The following is a 19,655-nucleotide window of genomic DNA, read 5'->3' as shown; positions in this document are numbered from 1 at the left end:
GCTGAGCGGGCGGCGGAGGTGTCGTCCCTCGTCGCCGAGATGGCGGCGGCCGCGGCGTCGGGGACCACGCGGGGCGGGCTGGACCTCGTCGTACTGCCGGAGCTGGTGGCGAGCCCGCCCGGCCCGGTCGCGTCGTTGCGGGCGTTGTCGCTGGACGACCCCGTGTTCGAGGTCTACCGCGCGGTGGCGCGGCGGCACGGGACGTACCTCGTCGTCACCCTGGACCTGGCCGAGGACGGCGTTGTCTCGAACGCGGCCGTCCTGCTGGACCGGGCCGGCGCGGTGGGGGCGTGTACCGCAAGGCGCACCCCGTCGCCGCCGCCGGGTCGTCCTCGTTCGAGGGCGGGGTGACGCCCGGCTCGTCGTTCCCGGTGTTCGCTTGCGACTTCGGCGCCGTCGGCATCCAGATCTGCTGGGACGTCATGTACGACGACGGCTGGCGGGCGCTGGCCGAGGGCGGCGCGGAGGTCGTCGCGTTCCCGTCCGCCTCGCCAGCGACGGTGCGGACCGCCGCCCATGCCGCGCGGCACCGGTACTACGTCGTGTCCGGCACGCCGCGCGACAACGCCGCCGTCTACGAGCCGTCCGGCCTGATGGCCGCCCGGGTGCTCGGGGCCGGGATCCTGGTGCACGAGCTGGACCTCAGCTACGTCGTGCTCGGCTGGTCGGAGGCGCTGCGCGACGGCCTGGCGTTCCGCGACGCGTTCGGCGACCGCGCCGGCTACCACTACTCCGCACGCGAGGACGTCGGCCTGTTCTGGTCCGACGACCCCGCGACGCCGATCGACGTCATGGCCGCCCGCCTCGGCGTCGAGGACCTGCGCGACCAGGTGGCGCGCAACGCGTCGCACGCCTGATCCGTGCGGATCGGTTGACATCGGCCGGGAAATGCGAGCCGCCCGGCTGTCAGGCGCCGATCGTCAGCGCGCCCCCGACGACGTCATCATCCGCAACCTCGGTCTGGCCGAGGCGATCAGCCGGCGCTACGCCGGGCGCGGCATCGACGCCGAGGACCTGCACCAGGTGGCCAGCGCGGCCTCACCCAGCAGGAGATCGGCGAGGTTGCGTGATCTTGGTGCACAGTTGGCCGGTTCGTCGGCCCCCTGCTGTTCGATTGTCGAGGGCGCGGCGGCGCGCCTCAAGCGGACTGATGGGCGCTTCGCGCCATCGATGACCGCTTGACCCGCGCCGCCGCGCCCTCGTTCTCACAGCATCAGGGAGCCTTCCGGAAAGTGGACCGGGCTTTCAGGACCGCTGACTGTTCGCCCTCCGCCGGCCTCTCACGGTTACCACCCCTCTTGGCAACCGACTCCGCTGTGGGTGACGGGTCCGCTGGCCTCCTCTGGCCCCGCCCGTTCCATGATCATCAAAGTTTTGGGGCGTCGGGGCGCACCGTTTCTTTGATGATCATGGAACGGAGGCGTGGGTGAGCGCTTTCCGGCGGGGTTGGCGGGGCACCTCACTCGCTGGGGGTGCTCCTCACTCGCCTGGGGGTCGTACTGGACTCGTCTCGGGGCCGGGTGCGCACTTCTGGCGGGTGAGGTACACCTGCGGCGGGTGAAGAGGCCAGCGGAGGGCGACCAACAGCGGAGTCGGTCGCCATTTGCCACTCACGGCCAGTGAGCGGCCAGCGGAGCCAAAGAAGCGCGGGGACAAGGCTGGACCAAACCGCGATCACCAGAGATCCAACGCACGAGACGACACCCGCTCAGCGATCCTGCCAACCACCTCGCCAACCGGCAGCGGATCGAGCCGGCGGCCGTCCCGGAGCCGCAGGGCAACCGCGTCCGCACCGGCCTCGCGCGCCCCGATCACGGCCACATACGGCACCGGCCCGGCGGCATGGATACGCGCGCCGACGCTGCCCTGGTCGGCCCAGGCGACCTCCACCCGCAGCCCGGCGTCGAGGCAGCGCGACAGAACGGACCGAGCGGCAACGGACTGCTCCTCGCCGATCGGCACCAGCACCACCTGCACCGGCGCCAGCCAGGGCGGGAACGCGCCGCCGTGCACCTCGATCAGCTGCGCCAAGGCCCGTTCCAGGCTGCCGATGACGCTGCGGTGCACCATGACCGGCCGGTGCCGCTCGCCGTCGGCGCCGACGTACTCGAGGCCGAACCGCTCGGGCTGGTGGAAGTCGATCTGGACGGTCGACAGGGTCGACTCGCGGCCGGCGGAGTCGACGATCTGCACGTCGATCTTGGGACCGTAGAACGCCGCCTCACCCTCCTCCGCCTCGTACGACAACCCCGACAACGACAACGCCTCCCGTAGCAGCGCGGCCGCTCGCGACCACAGCGGCGGCGCGCCTGCGTACTTCCCGCCGGCGCCGGGCAGCGACAGCCGCACACGGGCCGGCTCGATGCCCATCGCGGCGTACGCGTCGCGGATCATCGCCAGCGCGTCGGCGGCCTCGGCGGCCGCGTCGTCGACGTCGCAGAAGATGTGCGCGTCGTTGAGCTGGATCGCGCGCACGCGGGTCAGCCCGCCGAGCACGCCGGACGCCTCGGAGCGGTACATGCCGCCGAGCTCGGCCAGCCGCAGCGGCAGCTCCCGGTAGGACCGGCCGCGGGACTTGTAGATCAGGGCGTGGTGCGGGCACAGGCTGGGCCGCAGCACGAACTCCTCCCCGCCGACGGACATCGGCGGGAACATGTCGTCGCGGTAGTGCGACCAGTGGCCGGACAGCTCGTACAGCTCGCGTTTGGCCAGCACGGGGGAGTGGACGTGCTGGTAGCCGGCCCGCCGCTCGACGTCGTGGACGTATTGCTCGAGCGCATGGCGGACGGCGGCACCGGCCGGCAGCCAGTACGGCAGGCCGGCGCCGATCAGCGGATCGGAGCCGAACAGGTCCAGCTCGCGGCCGAGCTTGCGGTGGTCATGCATGGCGGTCTCCTCGAAGGACAGGCGAGGCGAGTGACCACGGCGGCGCTCCGGGGCTCTCGCCCCGGGCATCGTGAACAGGAATCAGCGCGCCGGGACGGTCTCCGGCGTCGTCGTCACGTAGGCGCGCTGCATGCCGTGGACCCTAGCATCCGGCCGACGGCGCACGCGCGGGGATTTCCGGCCCCTCCACCAAATCCTAGTGAATTGATAGGATAAAGAGCCGACCGTGATCAGAGGAGCCCGCCATGCCGGCTGAGCAGCACGATCGCCCCGTCGACCTGGTGGTGCTGACGGCGGGGACGGCGCCGTCGTCGCGCATCAGGGCGGTCGCGGCGGCGTTCGCGGTCGAGCTGGCCGGACGGCTGCCGCGCACGCCGGTCTGGCGCGACGTCGTCGACCTCACGACGTACGTGCCCGACCTCGTCGGCGTGCCGTCGGCGGGGGTGGCGCAGCTGGTCGACGCGGTCCTGGACGCCGACGTCGTCGTGCTCGCGACGCCGGTGAGCCGGGCGTCCTACACCGGCGTGCTCAAGCTGTTCCTCGACCGGCTGCCCGACGACGCGTTCGCGGGCACCGTCGTGGTCCCGGTGACGCTGGCCCGCGACCCGGCCGAGCGGCAGGCCGCGGACCTGCAGCTGCGCCCCGTCCTCGGCAGCCTCGGCGCGGCCCTGCCGGTCGCGTCGTTCGTCGTCGACGAGGGCGAGCTGGCCGACGTCGCGGCGCTGGCCGACGGGTGGGCGCGGCGCCACGCCGGGCTGCTGGCGGCAGCGGTCGACGAGCTCAGGCGGCCGTCAGCTCGCTGCGATACCGACCCGGCGGCCGGGCGTACTCGCGCTTGAACGCGGCGGCGAACGCGAACTCCGACGTGTAGCCGACCCGCCGCGCGACGGCGCCGATCGGGAGGTCGGTCTCGGCCAGCAGCCGCGCGGCCGTCGTCATGCGCCACCAGGTCAGATATGCCAGCGGCGCGCTGCCGACGAGCGCGGAGAACCGGCGCGCGAACGCCGCCCGCGACAGCCCGGCTACCGCGCCCAGCGACTCCACCGTCCACGGCCGCTCCGGGCTCGCGTGCATGGCGGCGAGCGCGGCGGCGACGGCGTCGTCGGTCAGCGCCGCGCCCCACCCGGTGGGGTGCGCGCCCGCGCAGCCGTCGTCGCTGAACCACGCCCGCAGCACATACAGCAGCAGCACGTCGAGCAGCGCCGGCACGACGGCGTCGGAACCGGCCGCGGGCGCGTCGACCTCGCGGCCGAGCAGCTCCACGGCGGCGTGCAGCGACGGGTGCCGGCCGAGCCGGTTCGGCAGGTGCACGACGTCGGGCAGCGCGGCCAGCATCGGGTGCGGCCGATCGCGGTCGACGAGGTACTGGCCGCACAGCGCCACCAGGTCAGGCGCCGCCGCCTGTGCGCCGGCGGACAGCACGCGGTGGCCGGGGTCGCCGGCGCACAGCTCGACGAGCGGGGTATCGGGCCCGTCGGCCAGCCCGTGCCCGGTACCGTGCGGGAACAGGACGACGTCGCCGGCGCTCAGCGCGATCGGCTCGCCCGACTCGGGCAGCAGCCAGCACGACCCCTGCAACACGACGTGGAAGGCGGCGCCGCGCACCGGCGGGTACCGCCAGCCCCACGGCCCGGCCGCGCGCAGCCGGAACGAGCGCGGCCGCCCGGTGCGCATGACGGCGACGACCTGGCTCAACGGGTCCATACCGCCAGCCTATGGCGATCGTCTCGCCCGGCGCCCGGCCGCGAGACGATCGCGTAGGACGACGAGACGCCCGCCCATGGCCGCGGCGCGGGTGCGTCCCTAGCGTCGAGGACATGACACGCATCGCGATCATCATCGGCAGCACGCGACCGGACCGGCTCGGCCCGGCCGTCGCCCAGTGGATCCTCGACCTGGCCAAACAGCGCGGCGACGCCGACTACGAGCTGGTCGACCTCGCCGACTTCGACCTCCCGCATCTCGACGAGCCGCTGCCCGCGTCGTCCGGCCAGTACACCCGCCCGCACACCCTGCGGCTGGCCGAGACCGTCGCCGCCTTCGACGGCTTCGTCTTCGTCACGCCGGAGTACAACCACTCCTTCCCGGGCGTCCTGAAGACCGCGATCGACCTCGTCTACGCCGAGTGGCACCACAAGGCGGCCGGCTTCGTCGGCTACGGCGCCGATGGCGGCATCCGCGCGGTCGAGCAGTTGCGCGGCGTCATGGGCATGCTGCTCGTCGCGGACGTCCGGGCGCAGGTGGCGCTGTCGCTGTACGACGACTTCGCCGACTTCGTCCGGCCAGAGCCGCGGGAGCGGCACGCGGCGCTGGCGGGGACGATGCTGGACGAGCTGGTGAGCTGGGCCGGCGCGCTCGCTCAGGTCCGCAGCGCGGGGACGGCGGCCAGGAGCTCGCGGGTGTAGGGGTGTGGAGCGCTCGGTGATCTCGGGACCACCGTGCGTCGCACCGGCACCGGCGTGATTCACCCCGACGGGGTGAATATCGGCTGCGGCCGGCGTCGGCCGTCGCCGCGCGAGCACGAACTCCACGGGGACCGAAGGCCGCCGCCCAGCGGGGTGGACCTCAGCTCACCGGACGATCAACGCCTCCGGCAACGGCTTGCGGGTCAGGTCGGGAACTTCGCAGTTGTCGGCCGGATAGCCGACCGGGAACAGGATGAACGGGCGCTCGGCCGACGGCCGGTCGAAGACCTCACTCAGGAACGACATGGGATTCGGTGTGTGGGTCAAGGTCGCAAGGCCCATGCTGTGCAACGCGGCGATGAAGAAGCCGCAGGCGATGCCGACGCTCTCGGTGACGTAGTAGTTCTTGCGCACGATGCCGTCGGGCAGGCGCGTGTGCTTCTGGGCGAACGCGACCACCAGCCATGGTGCGACATCAAGGAATTCCTTGTGCTCGTCCGTCTCCAGTGGAGCGAGGGCGGAGTGCCAGGCCGGCAGGTCGCGATCGTGGTAGAACGTCCGCTCCTCGGCTTCCGCGGCCGCCCTGACCCGGCTCTTGATGGCTGGGTCGCTGGTCGCGACGAAGGTCCACGGCTGGTGGTGCGCACCGCTGGGCGCCGTGTTCGCCGCACGGACGGCGATCTCGATGGCCGCCAGCGGTACCGGGTCCGGCGAGAACCATCGCACTGACCGGCGCTGATCGAGGTGGCGGTAGAACTCTTCGCCCCGGCGCAGCCCGTCCTCGATGGGCACGCGGGCGGGGGTGTACGGGACGAACGGATACGTGTGGGCGCGGGGTGTCTGCTGCACAGAGTCGACCATGACATCAGCTCAGCCATCAGGCCAGCTTGAAAAACTCCGCTGACCCATATGATGAGCTGATGAGGCCGAACGTCACGGTGCGGCAGCTCGAGTACCTGGTCGCGATCGCCGAGACCGGCGGCATGACCGCCGCGGCGAAGCTGTGCCACGTATCGCAATCCGCGGTGTCCCTGGCGATGGCCGAACTGGAACGAGCCCTGGACGTCCGGCTGTTCATCCGCGGCTCCCGCCGCGGCGCAGTGCTGACCGACGCGGGCCGTCAGGTGACGGCCGATGCCAGGAAGGTCATCACCGCCATGTCCGAACTCGGCGCCAGTGCCCGCTCCCTCGGCCAGGATCTCAGCGGACGCCTGGACATCGGCTGCTACGCGCCCATCGCGCCGTTCCATGTCCCCGCCGCGATCGCCACGTTCGGGACAGTGCGTCCGGAGGTGGATGTCCAGTTCGTCGAAGGCACTCTGCCGGAGATCCAGAACTACCTGCTGGACGGCCGGTGCGAACTGGCGTTCCTCTACCAGCAGGACCTGGTGGCCGACATCGACACCGTGGTCCTGCACGACCGGCAGCCCTCGGTCCTGCTGCCCGGGCATCACCGGCTGGCCCGGCGCCGCTCGGTCGCGCTGGCCGAGCTCAACGACGAACCCTTTGTGCTGCTCGACGTTCCGCCAAGCGAACACTACTTCCAGACCGTCTTCGACGCGGCCGGCCTGGAGATGAGACCCGCCTACCGCGCGTCGAGCTTCGAACTGGCCCGCGCCCTGGTCGCCCGCGGACTCGGCTACTCGATGGCCGTGCAACAGCCGGCGGTGGACCAGTCCCTCGAAGGGCTCGAGGTGGTCACCCGCCCGCTGTCAGGCACGGTGCCCACGACACCAGTGGTGATGGGCTGGGCCGCGGGCGGGCGCCTCACCCGGCGTGCCGAGGCATTCCTGGCCCACTGCCGGACGACGTTCGCCATGACCGAGCAGAGTCAGCCGACCGCCCGAGCCACCAGCGTGGCGCCAGGCGGTCGTGCAGCCAGAGGAACCCGATCGCGAATCCTGGGCCGATGAAGGCGAAGGCTGCCGTGGCAAACGCTCGTTCCCGTGATGTTCCAGCCCAGCCCGCTTCGGTCACGGGTCTGAGCCGGGGCGACGCGATGGCGGCGGCGTGACCGCCCGGCTGCGGAGAGACGACGGCTCCGTGCGCGCGGGAACATCCGCGCGACCCGGGGTGTTATGAGAAGCGTTCTCAGAAGGAAGGTGTCGTGATGAAGGTCCGCAACTCGCTCAGGTCGTTGAAGAACCGGCCCGGCTCGCAGGTCGTCCGCCGGCGCGGCCGGGTGTTCGTCATCAACCGGCAGAACCCGCGGCTGAAGGCCCGCCAGGGCTGACGACCGCTCACGCTCGAACCGAAGGACCGAAGAACCGAAGGAGGGCCACCATGGCACGCACCGATCTGCGCCCCGTCGTGAAGCTGCGGTCGACGGCTGGCACCGGGTACACGTACGTGACCCGGAAGAACCGCCGCAACGACCCCGACCGGCTGGTGCTGCGCAAGTACGACCCGCTGGCGAAGCGGCACGTGGAGTTCCGCGAGGACCGCTGACCGGCGGCCGTAAGATCGCCGTCATGGCCGATGACGAGGTGGCCCGGCGTGCGCTCCAGCGGGTGTCCGACGCCGACCGGGACAAGGTGGCCGAGCGCATCCGCACGGCCGCCGCCGACGGCCGGCTGGGCCTGGACGAGCTGGACGACCGACTGGGGTCGGCCCTGGCCGCGCGCACGCGCCGCGACCTCGACGCCGTCGTCGCCGATCTGGACGACGACGGCGTCGCCGCGCGTCCGGCGCCCGAGGCGGCGGTGATCCGCGCCGACGGCTCGTCCGTGCAGCGCGTCGGCCGCTGGGCGGTACCTGAGCGGCTCACCGTCAAGGGCTCGATGTCGTCGGTGCGGCTCGACTTCACCGAGGCCGTGTTCGCGGCGTCCGCCCACCGCATCGAGGTGGAGCTGTCGGCGTCGTCGCTGCAGTTGGTGGTGCCCGACGACGTCCTCGTCGAGGTCGACGTCGAGACCCGGTTCTCCAGTGTCGACGTCAAGGTGCCGGAGCCGCCGGCCGCGCCGCGCGCCGTCGTCCACGTCGTCGGCTCGGCCAGCATGGGCAGCGTCAGCGTGCGCCGGCCCGGCTGGCGACGTCGTCGGCAGCTGCGCAAGGCGCTAAGGCTTCGTCAAGACCCTTGACGCCGACGTCCGCGCGGGACGTTGATGGAGGCGTGAGGACCCGGTCCCTCCCGATCCTGGCGCTGGCGTTCGTCGTGCCGCTGGCGGCGTGCGCGCTGCTGGCCCTGTTCCGCGACGACATCGCGAACACGAACGCGGCGCTCGTGCTGGTCCTGCTGGTGGTCGCCGCCGCCGCGACCGGCAGTCGGTCCGCCGGCATCGTCGCGGCGCTGTCCAGCGCCGCCTGGTTCGACTTCTTCCTCACCCGGCCGTACCAGACGTTCGCGATCGACGACCGCGACGACATCGAGACCGCCGTCCTGCTGACGCTGGTCGGGCTCGCCGTCACGGAGATCGCGCTGTGGGGACGGCGGCAGCAGGCCGGCGCCAGCGTCCGCGCGGGCTACCTGTCCGGCGTGGTGTCGGCGGCCGAGCTGGTCGCGTCCGGCTCCGCGCCGGCGCCGGCCATCGTCGAGCACGTCGGACGGCAGATCACCGCGGTCCTGGACATCGACGGCGCCAGGTTCGAGGCCGGCACCGGCCGTGGCCGCGAGTACCCCCGGCTGAACCGCGACGGCACCGTCACCCGCAACGGCGTGCCAGTCGACGTCGCCCGCGACGGGCTGCCGGTCAACGACGAGATCGAGCTGCCGGTGGAGTTCGGCGGCACCGTCCGCGGCCGGTTCTACCTGACCGCGGCGACCGGGGTCGCCCGGCCGACCCTGGAGCAGCGGCTGGTCGCCGTCACCCTCGCCGAGCAGGTCGGCGCCGTCGCGGGCGTCAGCCCAGAGTCAGGACCAGGTGCGGGCGGCTCCAGCCGATCCGCCCGTACGGCTCGATGACGGCGACGTCGCGGAAGCCGCAGCCGCGGTAGAACCCGGCCGACGGCGGGTGCGACACGGCGTGCAGCCGGTGCAGGCCCAGCGCCGCCGCCTGCTCGACGAGATCCTCGATCAGCAGCCGGCCGATGCCGCGCCCCTGCGCGTCGTCGGCGACGAACATGAAGTCGACCTCGCCCTCGCCCGGCCCGCCGCGCCCGGGCACCTGCAGCGTGACGAACCCCAGCAGCTCGCCGTCGGGCCCGTGCGCGACGCGGGTCAGGTGTTGCGCGATATAGGCGGCGTCGATGGTCTGGTTGGCGACCATCACCCGGTATTCGCCGGTGTACGCGGCCGAGGTGCGCACCATGGTGGTCAGCGCCCCGGTCTCCTCGACCGTCGCCGGCGCGATCTCGACCCGCAGCGTGCTCGTCATGTCGTCTCCTCCTTATACGGATACCCCGTGGGGGTAACAGTAGATACGGGGGAGGGGTATCCGCAAGCCCTCCAGTAGTCACTGCTCGCGGAGGAACCGCAGCACCGCCAGCACCCGGCGGTTCCCGCGCTGGTCGGGCGCGAGGTCGAGCTTGGTGAAGATGCTGCTCACGTAGCCCTCGACCGTCTTCGCGCTGAGGTGCAGCTCCGCGGAGAGGGCGGCGTTGGACAGGCCCTGCGCCATCAGGCCGAGCACCTCGCGCTCCCGCTCGGACAGCCGGTCCAGCGGGTCGTCCCGGCGGCGCCGCCCGACGAGCAGGGCGACCAGCTCCGGGTCGACGACGACCTCGCCGGCCGCGACGCGGCGCACGTCGGCGGCGAACGCGCCGAGGTCGGAGACGCGGTCCTTGAGCAGGTACCCGACGCCGCCGGCGAACTCGTTCATCAGGCGCAGCGCATGGTGCGCCTCGACGTACTGCGAGAGCAGCATCAGCCCGACCTCGGGCGCGAACGACCGGATCGCGGCGGCGGCCTCGATGCCCTCGTCGGCGAAGCCGGGCGGCATCCGCAGGTCGGTGATCACGACGTCGGGCGGGTCGGCCCGCACCCGCTCCACCAGCGCGGCGCCGTCGCGCACCTGGTCGACGATGGTGAACCCGACGTCGGCGAGGATCCGGGCCATGCCCTCGCGGAAGAGGACGGCGTCGTCGGCGAGCGTCACGCGCACGGGATCACCGTCCGCAGCCGGGTCCCGCCGCCGGGCGGGCTGTCGACGTCGAGGCGCGCGCCGAGCGCGGCCAGCCGGTCGGCGAGCCCCTGCAGGCCGCTGCCGTCGCCGTCGCCGTCCCCGAGCCGCGCGCCGCCGGCGCCGTCGTCGGCCACCTCGACCCGCAGCCCCTGCTCGTCGCGCGCGAGTGTGACGGTGACGAGCGTCGCCCCGGCGTGCCTCGCCGCGTTCGTCAGCGCCTCGCTGACCAGGAAGTACGCCGTCGCCTCCACCTCGGCCGGCGGCCGGGCCGCGAGGTCGGCGTCGAGCCGCACCGGCACCGCGGACCGGTCGGCGAGCGTCCGCAGCGCGTCCGGCAGGCCGGCCTGCGTGAGCACGGACGGATGCAGGCCGCGGGCCAGTTCGCGCAGCTCGGACGTCGCCTCGAGCAGCTGGGTGCGCGCGGCCTGGACGCCGCCGGCCAGCTCCCCGTCGCCGGACGCCTTCGCGTGCGCGGCCAGCACGCCCAGTTCGAGGCCGAGGGTGACCAGCCGCTGCTGCGCGCCGTCGTGCAGGTCGCGCTCGATCCGCTGCCGGGCCTCGTCCTGGGCGGTGACGATGCGCCGGGCGGTCGACTGCAGTTCGGCCCGCTGCGCCTCGTGCACGATGACCATGCCGGTCTGCGCGGCGAGGTCACCGAGCAACTGCTCCTCGCCGGCCAGCAGCGGCTCGCCGGGCGGCTTGCGCAGCGTAATGGCCCCGCGGAGGAGGCCGTCGTGGCGCACCGGGCGGACGTGCACGCCCGGCCCGCCGAGGCCGTCGAGCGAGGACGGCTCCGACCCGACCGGCGCCGGCCAGGCGGCCGCCGGGACGAGGCGCGCCTCGTCGCCGACCCAGACGACCACCTCACGGGCGCCGACCGCGCCGCCGACCGTCGCGGCGACGCCGTCGAGCAGCTCGTCGGGCGCCGCGCTGAGCTGCGTGGACAGCGTCGAGAGCGCCTCGTACGGCGTGACGCGGTGGCCGTAGACGATCCGGTCGGCGAGCCGTTGCGCCCGCCGCCGCAGCGGCTCGAACGCGACCGCCACGAGCGCCGTCGCGACGACCGACAGCAGGCCGTCCGGCGCCGGCACCAGCGCGCCCACGCCCACGACGACGGCGACGTACCCGCCGGTGACGACCGCCAGCATGGCGCCGATGACGATCGTCTTGCCGAGCAGCGGGTCGATGTCGTAGAGCCGGTACTTGAGGATCGCGACGCCCGCGGCCAGCGGCACCAGCGGGACGCCGAGCAGACCGGGCACCGGGCTGCCGAGCAGCGCCAGGCCGGCCACCAGGAGGGCGAGGTCCAGCACGACCGCGTAGCCGAGCCAGTAGAGCTGGCGTCGCTCGTCGCCGCGGGCCCGGCGGACGCGGACCACGAGCGCCACCGTCCACAGCACCTGGAAGAGCAGGTAGGCGAACCGGACGTACGGCCAGGCCGCGGTGGCGGCGTCCGCGCCGGGCAGGTCCAGCGGGTGGCCGGCCAGCCCGGTCCGCTCGTACTCCACCGGCCACAGCGCCGACACGACGGACATCGCCGTCGCGACCGCCATCATGACGCCGAGCGGGACCCGCCACCGCGGCGACAGCAGCCGGCCGTCCGGGAAGGCCATCAGGGCCCAGCCGCTGACCGCGATCGCCAGCGGCAGCGGCCACACGCCGATCCAGCCGACCCAGGCCGCGCCCGGCAGCGGGTCGTCGTGCAGGCCGTACTGGCGGCCGAAGAACATGACGACGTGCAGGAGGCCGACGGCCAGGAACAGCCGGCCCTCGCGGTGCCGCGGGCGCATGCGCAGGACGTACAGGCCGACCGCCGTGAACGAGGCGCCGATCAGCCCGTTGTGGGCGTTGTCCAGGTGGAAGCCCAGCGACCAGCCGTACCCGAGCAGGCCGGTGACCAGCAGCGCGAGCACCGCGACGGCCGCCTTGGACATGGACGCATCGTGGCACAGGAACGGCGGGCGGGTGATGCGGGTTTTCCCGGAAGAACCTCCAGGGTCTGCCCTCCTGTGGCGGACGGTCCGGGTGGCCGACGGTGGGCGCACCCATTCCCGTCGTCCATCCAGGAGCCGGACATGACCACCTCCAGCCTCACCCCTGCGACCGCCCGCGCGGGCGGTCCCGACCGCCTCGGGCCGGCCTTCCTCGTGGCCGGCGGCGTCTTGTTCGTCGCCGGGGGAGCGACCCATCCCAGCGACAGCGGCCAGGGCAGCAAGGTCCACCAGTTGCACGAGATGCTCGTCGACCCGATGTGGTACCCGTCGCACCTGCTCATGCTGCTCGCGCTGGCCGGCTTCGCCGCCGGGATCCTGCGGCTGCGCCGGAGCCGGCACCGTGCGTTCGGACCGGCGATGGCCCGGCTGGTGACGGTGGTCGCGGTGGTCGCGTGCGTCGCGACCGTCGCGATGCTGTTCCACCTGCTGGCCGCCCTCGACGCCGACGCGCTCGCGGACGGCGATCAGTCGTTCGTCTCGCGTCTGCAGACCGTGAACGAGACCGTCGCCGACGCGTCCTGGGGGCTGGCGATCGCCGCACTGGCGCTGGCCGGCGGCCTGACCCGGACGGTGGGGAACCGGTACACGCTGCCGCTCGGCCTGGTGGGCGGGCTGGCCTTCGCGCTGGCCTCGGCGACGATCGCCTTCACCGACCGGTTCGACCCGCTCTTCCCGGTGTCCGCGCTGGCCGGCCTCTGGGCCGTGGCTGTCGGCCTGCTGGACCTGCGGGCCCGCCCCTGACCGTAGTGCGCCGCCAACAGCTGTTGATCATGGAGAAGGTCGGCTCAAAACCGCGATGGGAGCCGACCTTCTCCATGATCAACGGCGAGGGGCACGCCCTAGATGACCTATTCCAAGGGGTCAGTGGTCGTATGCGAGAAGGGATCGTTTGATCGGTTGGCCGGTGCGGTCGTTGTGCCAGATCGCCGCGGTCAGTGCCAGGACGCGTTGCGCGACGCGGACCCAGACCCCGGTCGGGGTGTGCCCGCCGTGTCGTTCCAGGTCCAGTTGGCCCTTGAACGTGTCGTTGATCGACTCGATGACCTGCCGCAACGGTTTGAAGAAGCGGACTCCGGCGCGTGGGCGTTCGCCCTTGCGGGCCGGGCGCAGCAGGTCCAGGCCGGCCTCGGCAAGCGCTGCTTCGAACTGGCGGCCGTAGTAGTTCTTGTCCGCGATCACGACCTGCCCGACGCGGGCGGTGCTCAGGTCGGGATCGGCGCCGAGCATGCCCAGCAGGGTCTGGCGTTCGTCGGCCTTCGCGCCGGTCAGGGCGAACCCGACCGGCAGCCCGTGCAGCGTGCACAGCAGGTGCAGCCGCAGTCCCCAGAAGAACCTGGAATGGGAGGCGCAGTAGCCGTACTCTGCCCACCCGGCCAGGTCCGAACGCTGCACCGTCTCCTTCGACCGGCCGCATTCGACCGGGGTGGAATCGACCACCCAGACGTCATCGGTCCACAAGCTGGTGTCGCGGGCCAGCGCCCCGACCAGCCAGCCGATCGTGTCGGCCAGCCGCCGCAGCCGCTTGTTGTAGCCGGGCTGCTGCGGCAAGCACGGGAACAAATGCCGCAGGTGAGCGCGCGCATGACGCAGCCAGCGCGCTTCGGAGGTGAAGCCCAGCAGCGCCTGCATCACCGCCAACGTGACCAGCTCAGCGTCGCTGATCTTCGGTTCGATCCCCACCCGCGGCCGCCACGGCAACCGGTGCGGAGATTCGATCAACAGGTCATCGACCGTCACGTACAGTGCAGTCGCGAGGGTGTCCAGGTCTGTCTTCACAAACCGATCTTGGACACCCTCGCCCATGCCACTGCCTCACGACACGCACCCGACCCCTTGGAATAGGTCATCTAGGCGATGAGCGGGCCGGGGCCGCGGCGGGCGGACAGCCACCAGAGGGCGATGGCGACGACACCGAGGACGGCGCTCAGAACGAACGGCGCCTGCAGGCCCTGCCAGGACGCGACCGCGCCGCCGCCGAGCGCGCCCACCGCGCCGGCGCCGAACACCACCGTCCGCCAGGCCGCGGTGACCCGTCCGAGCAGCCCCGGCGGCGTCAGCCGCTGCCGCACCGAGGAGGCGGCGACGTTGAGCACGGTGAAGCCGCCGCTGGTCGCCACCATGACGACGACCGCTGCCCACGTCGTCGGCGCGGCCAGCAGCAGTGCCGGTGTCACGGCGATGACGGCGATGCTGCCCAGCAGGACGGCCCGGTGCCGCCGCCGGCCGATGAGGCGGTCGGCGAGCAGGGCGCCGGTCAGGCCGCCGGCCGCGCCGATCGCGAGGAACACGCCGAAGCCGAGCGCGCCCGCGTCGAGCTGCGCGTCCAGGTAGAGCACGAACACCGCGAACCAGGCGGCGTCGGCGAGCATCACCATCGCGACCGCGCCCATCAGCCCGCGAAGCACCTGCTGCCGCGCCAGCCAGCCGAGCCCGGCTCGCACCCCGTCCGCCACCGGAGGCCCGCCGGCCTCGCCGCGCCGGGCGGTCGCGGCCAGCAGCGACGCGGGCAGCGACAGGACGAGCAGGACGGCGATCGCCAGCGTCGCGCTGTTGGCCGCGAACGGCAGCGCCATGCCGGCCGAGAACAGCGCGGCGCCGATCAGCGGTCCGGCGAACTCGTTGGCGGTCACCTCGCCGGCGACCAGCCGCCCGTTGGCCCGTTCCAGCAGTTGCGACGGCACCAGCCGCGGCACGACGGTCTGGGCGGCGGTGTCGCGGACGGTCTCGGCGACGCCCAGCGCGAACGCGGCGACGGCGACCAGCGGCAGCGTCGCGGTGTTCGTCAGCAGCGCCGCGACCAGGCCGAGCAGCACCACGATGCGGCCGATGTCGGCGGCGGTGAGCAGCGTGCGGGCGCTGCGGCGGTCCGCCAGCGACCCGGCGGCCAGCCCGGTGAGCAGCCACGGCAGCGCCGTCGCCGCGCCGATCGCGGCCACCGCGAACGGGTCGTCGGTCAGCGACGCGGCCAGCAGCGGGAACGCGGCCAGCCGGATGCCGTCGCCGAGGTTCGCGAGCGTGGCGGCGGTCCAGAACCGCCAGAACGAGTTGCCCAGGCGCATGCCGGCCATGGTACGGACCTTGTCGGACCCCGCAGCGATACTCGAGCTCGACGGAAGGGGAGTGAGGCGCGTGACGCAAGAGGCCGCCATCCGGGCGTTCTGGGACGACGCGGCAGGAGCGTTCGACGACGAGGCCGATCACGGATTGCGGGCCGAACCGACCCGCGAGGCGTGGCGACGGCGGCTGAGCGAGTGGATGCCGGCCGGGCCTCTCGACGTCCTCGACGCCGGGTGCGGGACGGGCTCACTCTCGCTGCTGCTGGCCGAGGCCGGACACCGCGTGACGGGCGTCGACCTGGCGCCGCGCATGGTCGACCTGGCCCGCGCCAAGCTCGCGGCGGCCGGTCGGCTCGGCCGGTTCCTGGTCGGCGACGCCGCCTCACCGCCCACCGGCGACGAGCGTTTCGACGTCGTGCTGGCGCGCCACGTCGTGTGGACGCTGCCCGACCCGCCGGCCGCGCTGCGCGACTGGTGTGGCCGGCTGCGCCCCGGCGGCCGGCTCGTGCTCGTCGAGGGACGCTGGGCCGGGGCGGGGGAGTCCATGCCCTACGCCGTCGAGCCGGCGCGGCTGCCGTGGGACGGCGGCGTCCGGGCGGACGAGCTGATGGCAGCGGTGCGGCCGCTCGCCCGGGAGGTGCGGGTCGACGTGCTCAGCGGCGAGGCCGCGCTGTGGGGCCGGCCGGTCGCGGACGAGCGCTACGCCCTCGTCGCCACCGTCGGGTTGACAGGAGCGGATGGCGGGCGATAATCAACCTATCGGTTTATCAACCGGAAGGTTGAGTAGGACGTCGATGGACGAGACGACTGACACGTTGAGCCGGGTCTTCGGCGCGCTGGCCGACCCGACCCGCCGGGCGATCCTGGCCCGGCTGGCCGAAGGCCCCGCGCCGGTCACCGAGCTCGGCCGGCCGTTCGACATGAGCGCCCAGGCGATCTCCAAGCACCTCAAGGTGCTGGAGCGGGCCGGCCTGATCAGCCGCAGCCGGCAGGGCCAGTGGCGCCCGTGCCGGCTCGAGGTCGCGCCGCTCGACAGCGCGGGCGGCTGGATCGAGCAGTACCGCGCGGTCTGGGACGACTCCCTGGGCCGCCTCGAGCAGGAGATCGTCCGTATCCAGGGGAGGCACGACCATGCGCACGACTGAGGTGCTCTTCGAGCCCGGGCGGCAGGACATCGTCGTCACCAGGGAGTTCGCCGCGCCGCCGGCGGTGGTGTTCGCCGCGATGACCGACCCGGAGCTGATCCCGCGCTGGTGGGGCTCGCGCCGGTTCGAGACCACCGTCGAGGCGATGGACGTCCGCCGCGGCGGGCTCTGGCGGTTCGTCACCCGGCACCGCGACCCGGCGGACGGCGCCGGCACGCCCTACGCCTTCTGGGGCGTCTACCACGACGTCGTCCCGGGCGAGCTGGTCGTGTCGACGCTGGAGTTCGCCATGGGCGGGCCGGGCCGGTTGCAGCTGGTCACGGACGCGTTCGAGCCCACCGGCGACGGCGGCACGCGCTATACGAACGTCTCGCTCTTCCAGTCGCCCGACGACCGCGACGGCTGGATCCCGACGGACATGGACACGGGCATCCGCGAGTCGCACGACCTGCTCGACGGCCTGCTCGAGGCGGTGCGCTGATGGACCTCACCGTCACCCGGACGTACGACGCGCCGCCCGAGCGGGTGTGGGCGGCCCTGACCGACGGCGAGCTGGTCCGGCGCTGGTGGGATCCCGACGGGTTCACCGCACCGCTCGCCCGCATGGACGTCCGCCCCGGCGGCGCGTCGCTGGTGTCGATGCGCTCGCCGGACGGGTTCGAGCTCTACAACACCTGGACGTACGGCGTGGTCGATGCGCCGCGGCGGCTCGAGTACGTCCTGCGGTTCTGCGACGCGTCCGGCCGGCCGGTGCCGCCGTCGTCGCTCGGCCTGCCCGCGGACATCCCCGCGGACGGTGTGCCGCACGAGCTGACGCTGACCCCGTCCGGCGGCGGTACGGAGCTGACGGTGACCGAGCGCGGCTACGGGACGGCCGAGACCGTCCAGCTGTCCCGGCTGGGGCTGGAGCAGACGCTGGCCAAGCTCGCCGCCGTCCTCTGACCGTCGCCGGTCGTCAGGTCGCGGGATCGCCGTCGCGCTCCAGCTTCTCCTCCAGCGCGATCAGCACGTAGGACGCCATCGCCAGGCGCTGCGCCCCGGCGGCCTGCTGGGCTCGCTCCCAGAGGGGCAGATCCTTCTCTTGAACGTACACACCCTTCACAGTCCCTGCCATGGGAAGATGCTGTCACTTCAACGTCCCGATACAGCTATGGGGTAGGTATGCATAGACACAGTGCATAGTTGGGGTATAGCGTCGACGGCGTCGGCCGCCCGCTGGACACGGTCCCTGCCAGGATCCGTGCAGCCTGCACACTCCCGCGGGTGGCTGACTCAAGCGTTGGGGGGCCCATGCGCAGGAGGGCACCGGGTGGATCAAGGGGAGGCGTCGAGCGAGCTCTGGTATCGGGCCCGGTGCTGCGACTGTCCCAGCCAGGGCCAGTTGGTCCGCCGGTTGCGCATCGCCGAGGCGGCCGCCCGCCGCCACGCCGACGACAAGAGCCACACCGTCTACGTCGGCGACGACCGCGGCAACCGCATCTACGGCACGACGTACCACCCGGGGCGGGAGCGCCCATGAGGCACGGGCGCGCCAAACCATCACGGCCGCTGGCTGGCTCGACTTAACAGCCGGGCCTGAGCTGGCTCTACAGATATGCCGATCGAGCAGCGTTGCCTTGCACCTCATGGTGTTGCTGTCGTGCTGGAACGGTCTCAAGCCCGCGCCACTGCGTTCCTGGCGACCATTGATCACTCACGCTCGCGGTTCTGTCCGAGCCCCTACGTAGGCTGCGCCAGCAGCGAGTTGGGCCCTTTCTAGGGGCGTCGCCTTCGGATGGCATGCCTCAAACAGGCGACTCGACATCGAGGAGTGAGCATTCGTGGAGTCATCGAGTCATGTGCTTGACGAGTACTGCCTTGCTGACAACGACTGGTTCGAGGCCAGCCGACAGCCCGAGATCAAGGTCTGGCTGGCACCGGCTTGGAGCGAGTGACCGTGGGCCGTCGACCTGTCGCTGGTGGCCTTAAGGTCACCAAGGCGCTCTCGGTCTGGGCGCTGCTAGCCGCTGTGGCGGCGTTCCTTACCCCATGGACCGCCGCCGTCGTGATCCTCGGGTGCGCTTCCATCGTGCTGGCCTTGACGGCTCTGATCCTTGGACAGGCCCGCGCGGACCCCCACACGAGAGTGAGGGACGAGCCGTCTGCGGCGCTCGCGGTTGTCGTTGCGGTGGGCAGTGGGCTTGCGGCCATGGCGGCGATGGGGAGGCTGGCGGGATGATCCATGAGCAGAAGGCAGCCGAGGTGCTCTCAGGTCATGCCCGCTCGACCACACGAACTTGCAGGTGAGGGGATGTAGCCCGGGTGGGACTCGAACCCACAGGCACCGCATTTTGAGTGCGGCGGCTTTGCCAATTTGCCTACCGGGCCGCTCGCTCGGCGGCGACAGGTGCCCAGCCTACCGTCATCCGTAACATGCGCCGAGTAGGCTTCGCGGGTGACCGAAACGCCTACTCCAGCCGCGCCCGCCCGACGTGTTCTCGTGGCCGAGGACGAGTCGCTCATCCGCCTCGATCTCATCGAGATGCTGGGTGAGGAGGGCTACGAGGTCGTGGGAGAGGCCGCCGACGGCGCGAGTGCCGTCAGGCTGGCCGAGGAGCACCGCCCCGACCTCGTCGTCATGGACGTGAAGATGCCGGTGCTCGACGGCATCTCGGCCGCGGCCCGCATCGTCGAGCAGCGCATCGCGCCCGTGCTGATCCTGACCGCCTTCTCCCAGCGCGACCTCGTCGAGCGCGCCCGCGACGCGGGCGCCATGGCGTACCTGGTGAAGCCGTTCAGCAAGGCCGACCTCGTGCCGGCCATCGAGATGGCGCTGTCGCGGCACGAAGAGATCACTCAGCTCGAGAACGAGGTCGCCGACCTCAACGAGCGGCTCGAGACGCGCAAGCTGGTCGACCGCGCGAAGGGGCTCCTGCAGACGAAGTACGGGCTGAGCGAGCCCGACGCGTTCCGGTGGATCCAGAAGGCCGCCATGGACAAGCGCACGTCCATGCGCGACGTCGCGAAGGTCGTCCTGTCCGACACCGAGGGCGAGTCGAAGGCCTAACCCGTGGAGTGCCGTGCACGCCGGCGGCGACTGGGGGCCGGAGGCTCCCACGAGTCGTCGGCC

Annotated in this window: 24 protein-coding genes, 1 tRNA gene and 1 pseudogene; 16 read left to right on the top strand and 10 right to left on the bottom strand. The window is 72.4% G+C overall.

Annotated features, from left to right (window positions below; genetic code table 11):
* Positions 1-39: 39 nt before the first annotated feature.
* Both BLV05_RS24390 and BLV05_RS24385 read left to right on the top strand, forming a co-directional pair.
* A pseudogene (locus BLV05_RS24390) lies at positions 40-857 on the top strand (carbon-nitrogen hydrolase family protein).
* A 31-nt stretch (positions 858-888) separates the two neighbouring features.
* Positions 889-1,182 (top strand): hypothetical protein, encoded by a 294-nt coding sequence (locus BLV05_RS24385; protein ID WP_046772792.1) that lies wholly within the window; start codon positions 889-891, stop codon positions 1,180-1,182.
* A 492-nt stretch (positions 1,183-1,674) separates the two neighbouring features.
* Here BLV05_RS24385 and thrS read toward each other — a convergent pair whose 3' ends face one another.
* The gene (thrS, locus tag BLV05_RS24380; RefSeq protein ID WP_267884930.1) at positions 1,675-2,955 is read right to left on the bottom strand and encodes a threonine--tRNA ligase; all 1,281 of its coding nucleotides are present in this window, start codon (positions 2,953-2,955) and stop codon (positions 1,675-1,677) included.
* A 176-nt stretch (positions 2,956-3,131) separates the two neighbouring features.
* On the opposite strand from thrS, the gene BLV05_RS24375 reads away from it, so the two are divergent.
* Positions 3,132-3,725 carry an NADPH-dependent FMN reductase gene (locus BLV05_RS24375; RefSeq protein WP_052763177.1) on the top strand — a complete coding sequence of 198 codons (594 nt, stop codon included), beginning with the start codon at positions 3,132-3,134 and terminating at the stop codon, positions 3,723-3,725.
* Here BLV05_RS24375 and BLV05_RS24370 read toward each other — a convergent pair.
* Positions 3,667-4,590 (bottom strand): AraC family transcriptional regulator, encoded by a 924-nt coding sequence (locus tag BLV05_RS24370; protein ID WP_046772794.1) that lies wholly within the window; start codon positions 4,588-4,590, stop codon positions 3,667-3,669. The genes BLV05_RS24375 and BLV05_RS24370 overlap by 59 nt on opposite strands.
* 113 nt (positions 4,591-4,703) lie before the next feature.
* Between BLV05_RS24370 and BLV05_RS24365 the strand changes: the two genes are divergently transcribed.
* Positions 4,704-5,291: an NADPH-dependent FMN reductase gene (locus BLV05_RS24365; protein WP_046772795.1), complete on the top strand. Its 588-nt coding sequence runs from the start codon at positions 4,704-4,706 to the stop codon at positions 5,289-5,291.
* Positions 5,292-5,456: 165 nt separating this feature from the next.
* On the opposite strand, the gene BLV05_RS24360 is transcribed toward BLV05_RS24365, so the two are convergent.
* Positions 5,457-6,152 (bottom strand): nitroreductase family protein, encoded by a 696-nt coding sequence (locus BLV05_RS24360; RefSeq protein WP_046772796.1) that lies wholly within the window; start codon positions 6,150-6,152, stop codon positions 5,457-5,459.
* A 59-nt stretch (positions 6,153-6,211) separates the two neighbouring features.
* Here BLV05_RS24360 and BLV05_RS24355 point away from each other — a divergent pair, with 59 nt between their 5' ends.
* The 5 genes from BLV05_RS24355 to BLV05_RS24335 all read left to right on the top strand — a co-directional run bounded on the left by BLV05_RS24355 (position 6,212) and on the right by BLV05_RS24335 (position 9,192).
* The gene (locus BLV05_RS24355) at positions 6,212-7,204 is read left to right on the top strand and encodes a LysR family transcriptional regulator (protein WP_082155838.1); all 993 of its coding nucleotides are present in this window, start codon (positions 6,212-6,214) and stop codon (positions 7,202-7,204) included.
* 197 nt (positions 7,205-7,401) lie between these two features.
* Positions 7,402-7,524, top strand: coding sequence for a type B 50S ribosomal protein L36 (ykgO, locus tag BLV05_RS24350; protein WP_046772797.1), 123 nt, complete (start codon positions 7,402-7,404; stop codon positions 7,522-7,524).
* A 50-nt stretch (positions 7,525-7,574) separates the two neighbouring features.
* Positions 7,575-7,739: a 50S ribosomal protein L33 gene (gene rpmG / locus BLV05_RS24345; protein ID WP_046772798.1), complete on the top strand. Its 165-nt coding sequence runs from the start codon at positions 7,575-7,577 to the stop codon at positions 7,737-7,739.
* A gap of 23 nt (positions 7,740-7,762) precedes the next feature.
* On the top strand, positions 7,763-8,371 hold the full coding sequence (locus BLV05_RS24340; protein ID WP_046772799.1) for a DUF1707 SHOCT-like domain-containing protein: 609 nt from the start codon (positions 7,763-7,765) through the stop codon (positions 8,369-8,371).
* A 32-nt stretch (positions 8,372-8,403) separates the two neighbouring features.
* Positions 8,404-9,192, top strand: a complete 789-nt coding sequence (locus tag BLV05_RS24335; RefSeq protein ID WP_052763178.1) for a DUF4118 domain-containing protein — start codon at positions 8,404-8,406, stop codon at positions 9,190-9,192.
* Here BLV05_RS24335 and BLV05_RS24330 read toward each other — a convergent pair.
* From BLV05_RS24330 to BLV05_RS24320, 3 genes are all read right to left on the bottom strand, one after another.
* Positions 9,131-9,604: a GNAT family N-acetyltransferase gene (locus BLV05_RS24330; protein WP_046772800.1), complete on the bottom strand. Its 474-nt coding sequence runs from the start codon at positions 9,602-9,604 to the stop codon at positions 9,131-9,133. The genes BLV05_RS24335 and BLV05_RS24330 overlap by 62 nt on opposite strands.
* Positions 9,605-9,682: 78 nt before the next feature.
* On the bottom strand, positions 9,683-10,330 hold the full coding sequence (locus tag BLV05_RS24325; RefSeq protein WP_046772801.1) for a response regulator transcription factor: 648 nt from the start codon (positions 10,328-10,330) through the stop codon (positions 9,683-9,685).
* Positions 10,321-12,285, bottom strand: coding sequence for a sensor histidine kinase (locus BLV05_RS24320; RefSeq protein ID WP_046772802.1), 1,965 nt, complete (start codon positions 12,283-12,285; stop codon positions 10,321-10,323). The genes BLV05_RS24325 and BLV05_RS24320 overlap by 10 nt, the downstream gene beginning before the upstream one ends.
* 141 nt (positions 12,286-12,426) lie before the next feature.
* On the opposite strand from BLV05_RS24320, the gene BLV05_RS24315 reads away from it, so the two are divergent.
* Entirely contained in the window at positions 12,427-13,086 is a 660-nt protein-coding gene (locus tag BLV05_RS24315; protein WP_046772803.1) for a hypothetical protein, read from the top strand.
* 120 nt (positions 13,087-13,206) lie between these two features.
* On the opposite strand, the gene BLV05_RS24310 is transcribed toward BLV05_RS24315, so the two are convergent.
* Together BLV05_RS24310 and BLV05_RS24305 are read right to left on the bottom strand one after the other, a co-directional pair.
* Positions 13,207-14,121, bottom strand: a complete 915-nt coding sequence (locus tag BLV05_RS24310) for an IS982 family transposase (protein ID WP_157524382.1) — start codon at positions 14,119-14,121, stop codon at positions 13,207-13,209.
* Positions 14,122-14,192: 71 nt separating this feature from the next.
* Positions 14,193-15,404, bottom strand: coding sequence for an MFS transporter (locus BLV05_RS24305; protein WP_046773100.1), 1,212 nt, complete (start codon positions 15,402-15,404; stop codon positions 14,193-14,195).
* Between the two features lie 70 nt (positions 15,405-15,474).
* Between BLV05_RS24305 and BLV05_RS24300 the strand changes: the two genes are divergently transcribed.
* From BLV05_RS24300 to BLV05_RS24285, 4 genes are read left to right on the top strand one after another with little or no spacing between them, the layout of a single operon-like run.
* On the top strand, positions 15,475-16,152 hold the full coding sequence (locus BLV05_RS24300) for a class I SAM-dependent methyltransferase (protein ID WP_046773099.1): 678 nt from the start codon (positions 15,475-15,477) through the stop codon (positions 16,150-16,152).
* Between the two features lie 43 nt (positions 16,153-16,195).
* On the top strand, positions 16,196-16,546 hold the full coding sequence (locus tag BLV05_RS24295) for an ArsR/SmtB family transcription factor (RefSeq protein WP_046773098.1): 351 nt from the start codon (positions 16,196-16,198) through the stop codon (positions 16,544-16,546).
* A complete protein-coding gene (locus BLV05_RS24290; RefSeq protein ID WP_046773097.1) occupies positions 16,533-17,027 on the top strand; it encodes an SRPBCC domain-containing protein in 495 nt (164 codons plus the stop codon). The genes BLV05_RS24295 and BLV05_RS24290 overlap by 14 nt, the downstream gene beginning before the upstream one ends.
* Positions 17,027-17,488, top strand: a complete 462-nt coding sequence (locus tag BLV05_RS24285) for an SRPBCC family protein (RefSeq protein WP_046773096.1) — start codon at positions 17,027-17,029, stop codon at positions 17,486-17,488. Before BLV05_RS24290 ends, BLV05_RS24285 begins: the two co-directional genes overlap by 1 nt.
* Positions 17,489-17,501: 13 nt before the next feature.
* On the opposite strand, the gene BLV05_RS36010 is transcribed toward BLV05_RS24285, so the two are convergent.
* Positions 17,502-17,660, bottom strand: a complete 159-nt coding sequence (locus tag BLV05_RS36010; protein ID WP_157524298.1) for a hypothetical protein — start codon at positions 17,658-17,660, stop codon at positions 17,502-17,504.
* A gap of 195 nt (positions 17,661-17,855) precedes the next feature.
* On the opposite strand from BLV05_RS36010, the gene BLV05_RS36005 reads away from it, so the two are divergent.
* On the top strand, positions 17,856-18,065 hold the full coding sequence (locus BLV05_RS36005) for a hypothetical protein (RefSeq protein ID WP_152691161.1): 210 nt from the start codon (positions 17,856-17,858) through the stop codon (positions 18,063-18,065).
* A gap of 774 nt (positions 18,066-18,839) precedes the next feature.
* Here BLV05_RS36005 and BLV05_RS24275 read toward each other — a convergent pair.
* A tRNA-Leu gene (locus tag BLV05_RS24275) sits at positions 18,840-18,913 on the bottom strand.
* Positions 18,914-18,980: 67 nt separating this feature from the next.
* Between BLV05_RS24275 and BLV05_RS24270 the strand changes: the two genes are divergently transcribed.
* Positions 18,981-19,592: an ANTAR domain-containing response regulator gene (locus BLV05_RS24270; protein ID WP_046773094.1), complete on the top strand. Its 612-nt coding sequence runs from the start codon at positions 18,981-18,983 to the stop codon at positions 19,590-19,592.
* Positions 19,593-19,655 lie beyond the last annotated feature (63 nt).

It is taken from the genome of Jiangella alkaliphila, from assembly GCF_900105925.1.
Lineage (GTDB): Bacteria > Actinomycetota > Actinomycetes > Jiangellales > Jiangellaceae > Jiangella > Jiangella alkaliphila.
This window is presented reverse-complemented; position numbering and strand designations above follow the sequence as displayed.

What these genes read in the sequence shown, in the direction of transcription:
- BLV05_RS24365 (WP_046772795.1), top strand. Translation starts at nt 4,704, where the DNA reads ATGACACGCATCGCGATCATCATCGGCAGCACGCGACCGGACCGGCTC.
- BLV05_RS24375 (WP_052763177.1), top strand. Translation starts at nt 3,132, where the DNA reads ATGCCGGCTGAGCAGCACGATCGCCCCGTCGACCTGGTGGTGCTGACG.
- ykgO (WP_046772797.1), top strand. Translation starts at nt 7,402, where the DNA reads ATGAAGGTCCGCAACTCGCTCAGGTCGTTGAAGAACCGGCCCGGCTCG.
- BLV05_RS24330 (WP_046772800.1), bottom strand. Translation starts at nt 9,604, where the DNA reads ATGACGAGCACGCTGCGGGTCGAGATCGCGCCGGCGACGGTCGAGGAG.
- BLV05_RS24340 (WP_046772799.1), top strand. Translation starts at nt 7,763, where the DNA reads ATGGCCGATGACGAGGTGGCCCGGCGTGCGCTCCAGCGGGTGTCCGAC.
- BLV05_RS24385 (WP_046772792.1), top strand. Translation starts at nt 889, where the DNA reads ATGCGAGCCGCCCGGCTGTCAGGCGCCGATCGTCAGCGCGCCCCCGAC.
- BLV05_RS24320 (WP_046772802.1), bottom strand. Translation starts at nt 12,285, where the DNA reads ATGTCCAAGGCGGCCGTCGCGGTGCTCGCGCTGCTGGTCACCGGCCTG.
- BLV05_RS24370 (WP_046772794.1), bottom strand. Translation starts at nt 4,590, where the DNA reads ATGGACCCGTTGAGCCAGGTCGTCGCCGTCATGCGCACCGGGCGGCCG.
- BLV05_RS36010 (WP_157524298.1), bottom strand. Translation starts at nt 17,660, where the DNA reads ATGGCAGGGACTGTGAAGGGTGTGTACGTTCAAGAGAAGGATCTGCCC.
- BLV05_RS24355 (WP_082155838.1), top strand. Translation starts at nt 6,212, where the DNA reads ATGAGGCCGAACGTCACGGTGCGGCAGCTCGAGTACCTGGTCGCGATC.
- BLV05_RS24295 (WP_046773098.1), top strand. Translation starts at nt 16,196, where the DNA reads ATGGACGAGACGACTGACACGTTGAGCCGGGTCTTCGGCGCGCTGGCC.
- BLV05_RS24305 (WP_046773100.1), bottom strand. Translation starts at nt 15,404, where the DNA reads ATGCGCCTGGGCAACTCGTTCTGGCGGTTCTGGACCGCCGCCACGCTC.
- rpmG (WP_046772798.1), top strand. Translation starts at nt 7,575, where the DNA reads ATGGCACGCACCGATCTGCGCCCCGTCGTGAAGCTGCGGTCGACGGCT.
- BLV05_RS24285 (WP_046773096.1), top strand. Translation starts at nt 17,027, where the DNA reads ATGGACCTCACCGTCACCCGGACGTACGACGCGCCGCCCGAGCGGGTG.
- BLV05_RS24290 (WP_046773097.1), top strand. Translation starts at nt 16,533, where the DNA reads ATGCGCACGACTGAGGTGCTCTTCGAGCCCGGGCGGCAGGACATCGTC.
- BLV05_RS24360 (WP_046772796.1), bottom strand. Translation starts at nt 6,152, where the DNA reads ATGGTCGACTCTGTGCAGCAGACACCCCGCGCCCACACGTATCCGTTC.
- BLV05_RS24315 (WP_046772803.1), top strand. Translation starts at nt 12,427, where the DNA reads ATGACCACCTCCAGCCTCACCCCTGCGACCGCCCGCGCGGGCGGTCCC.
- thrS (WP_267884930.1), bottom strand. Translation starts at nt 2,955, where the DNA reads ATGCCCGGGGCGAGAGCCCCGGAGCGCCGCCGTGGTCACTCGCCTCGC.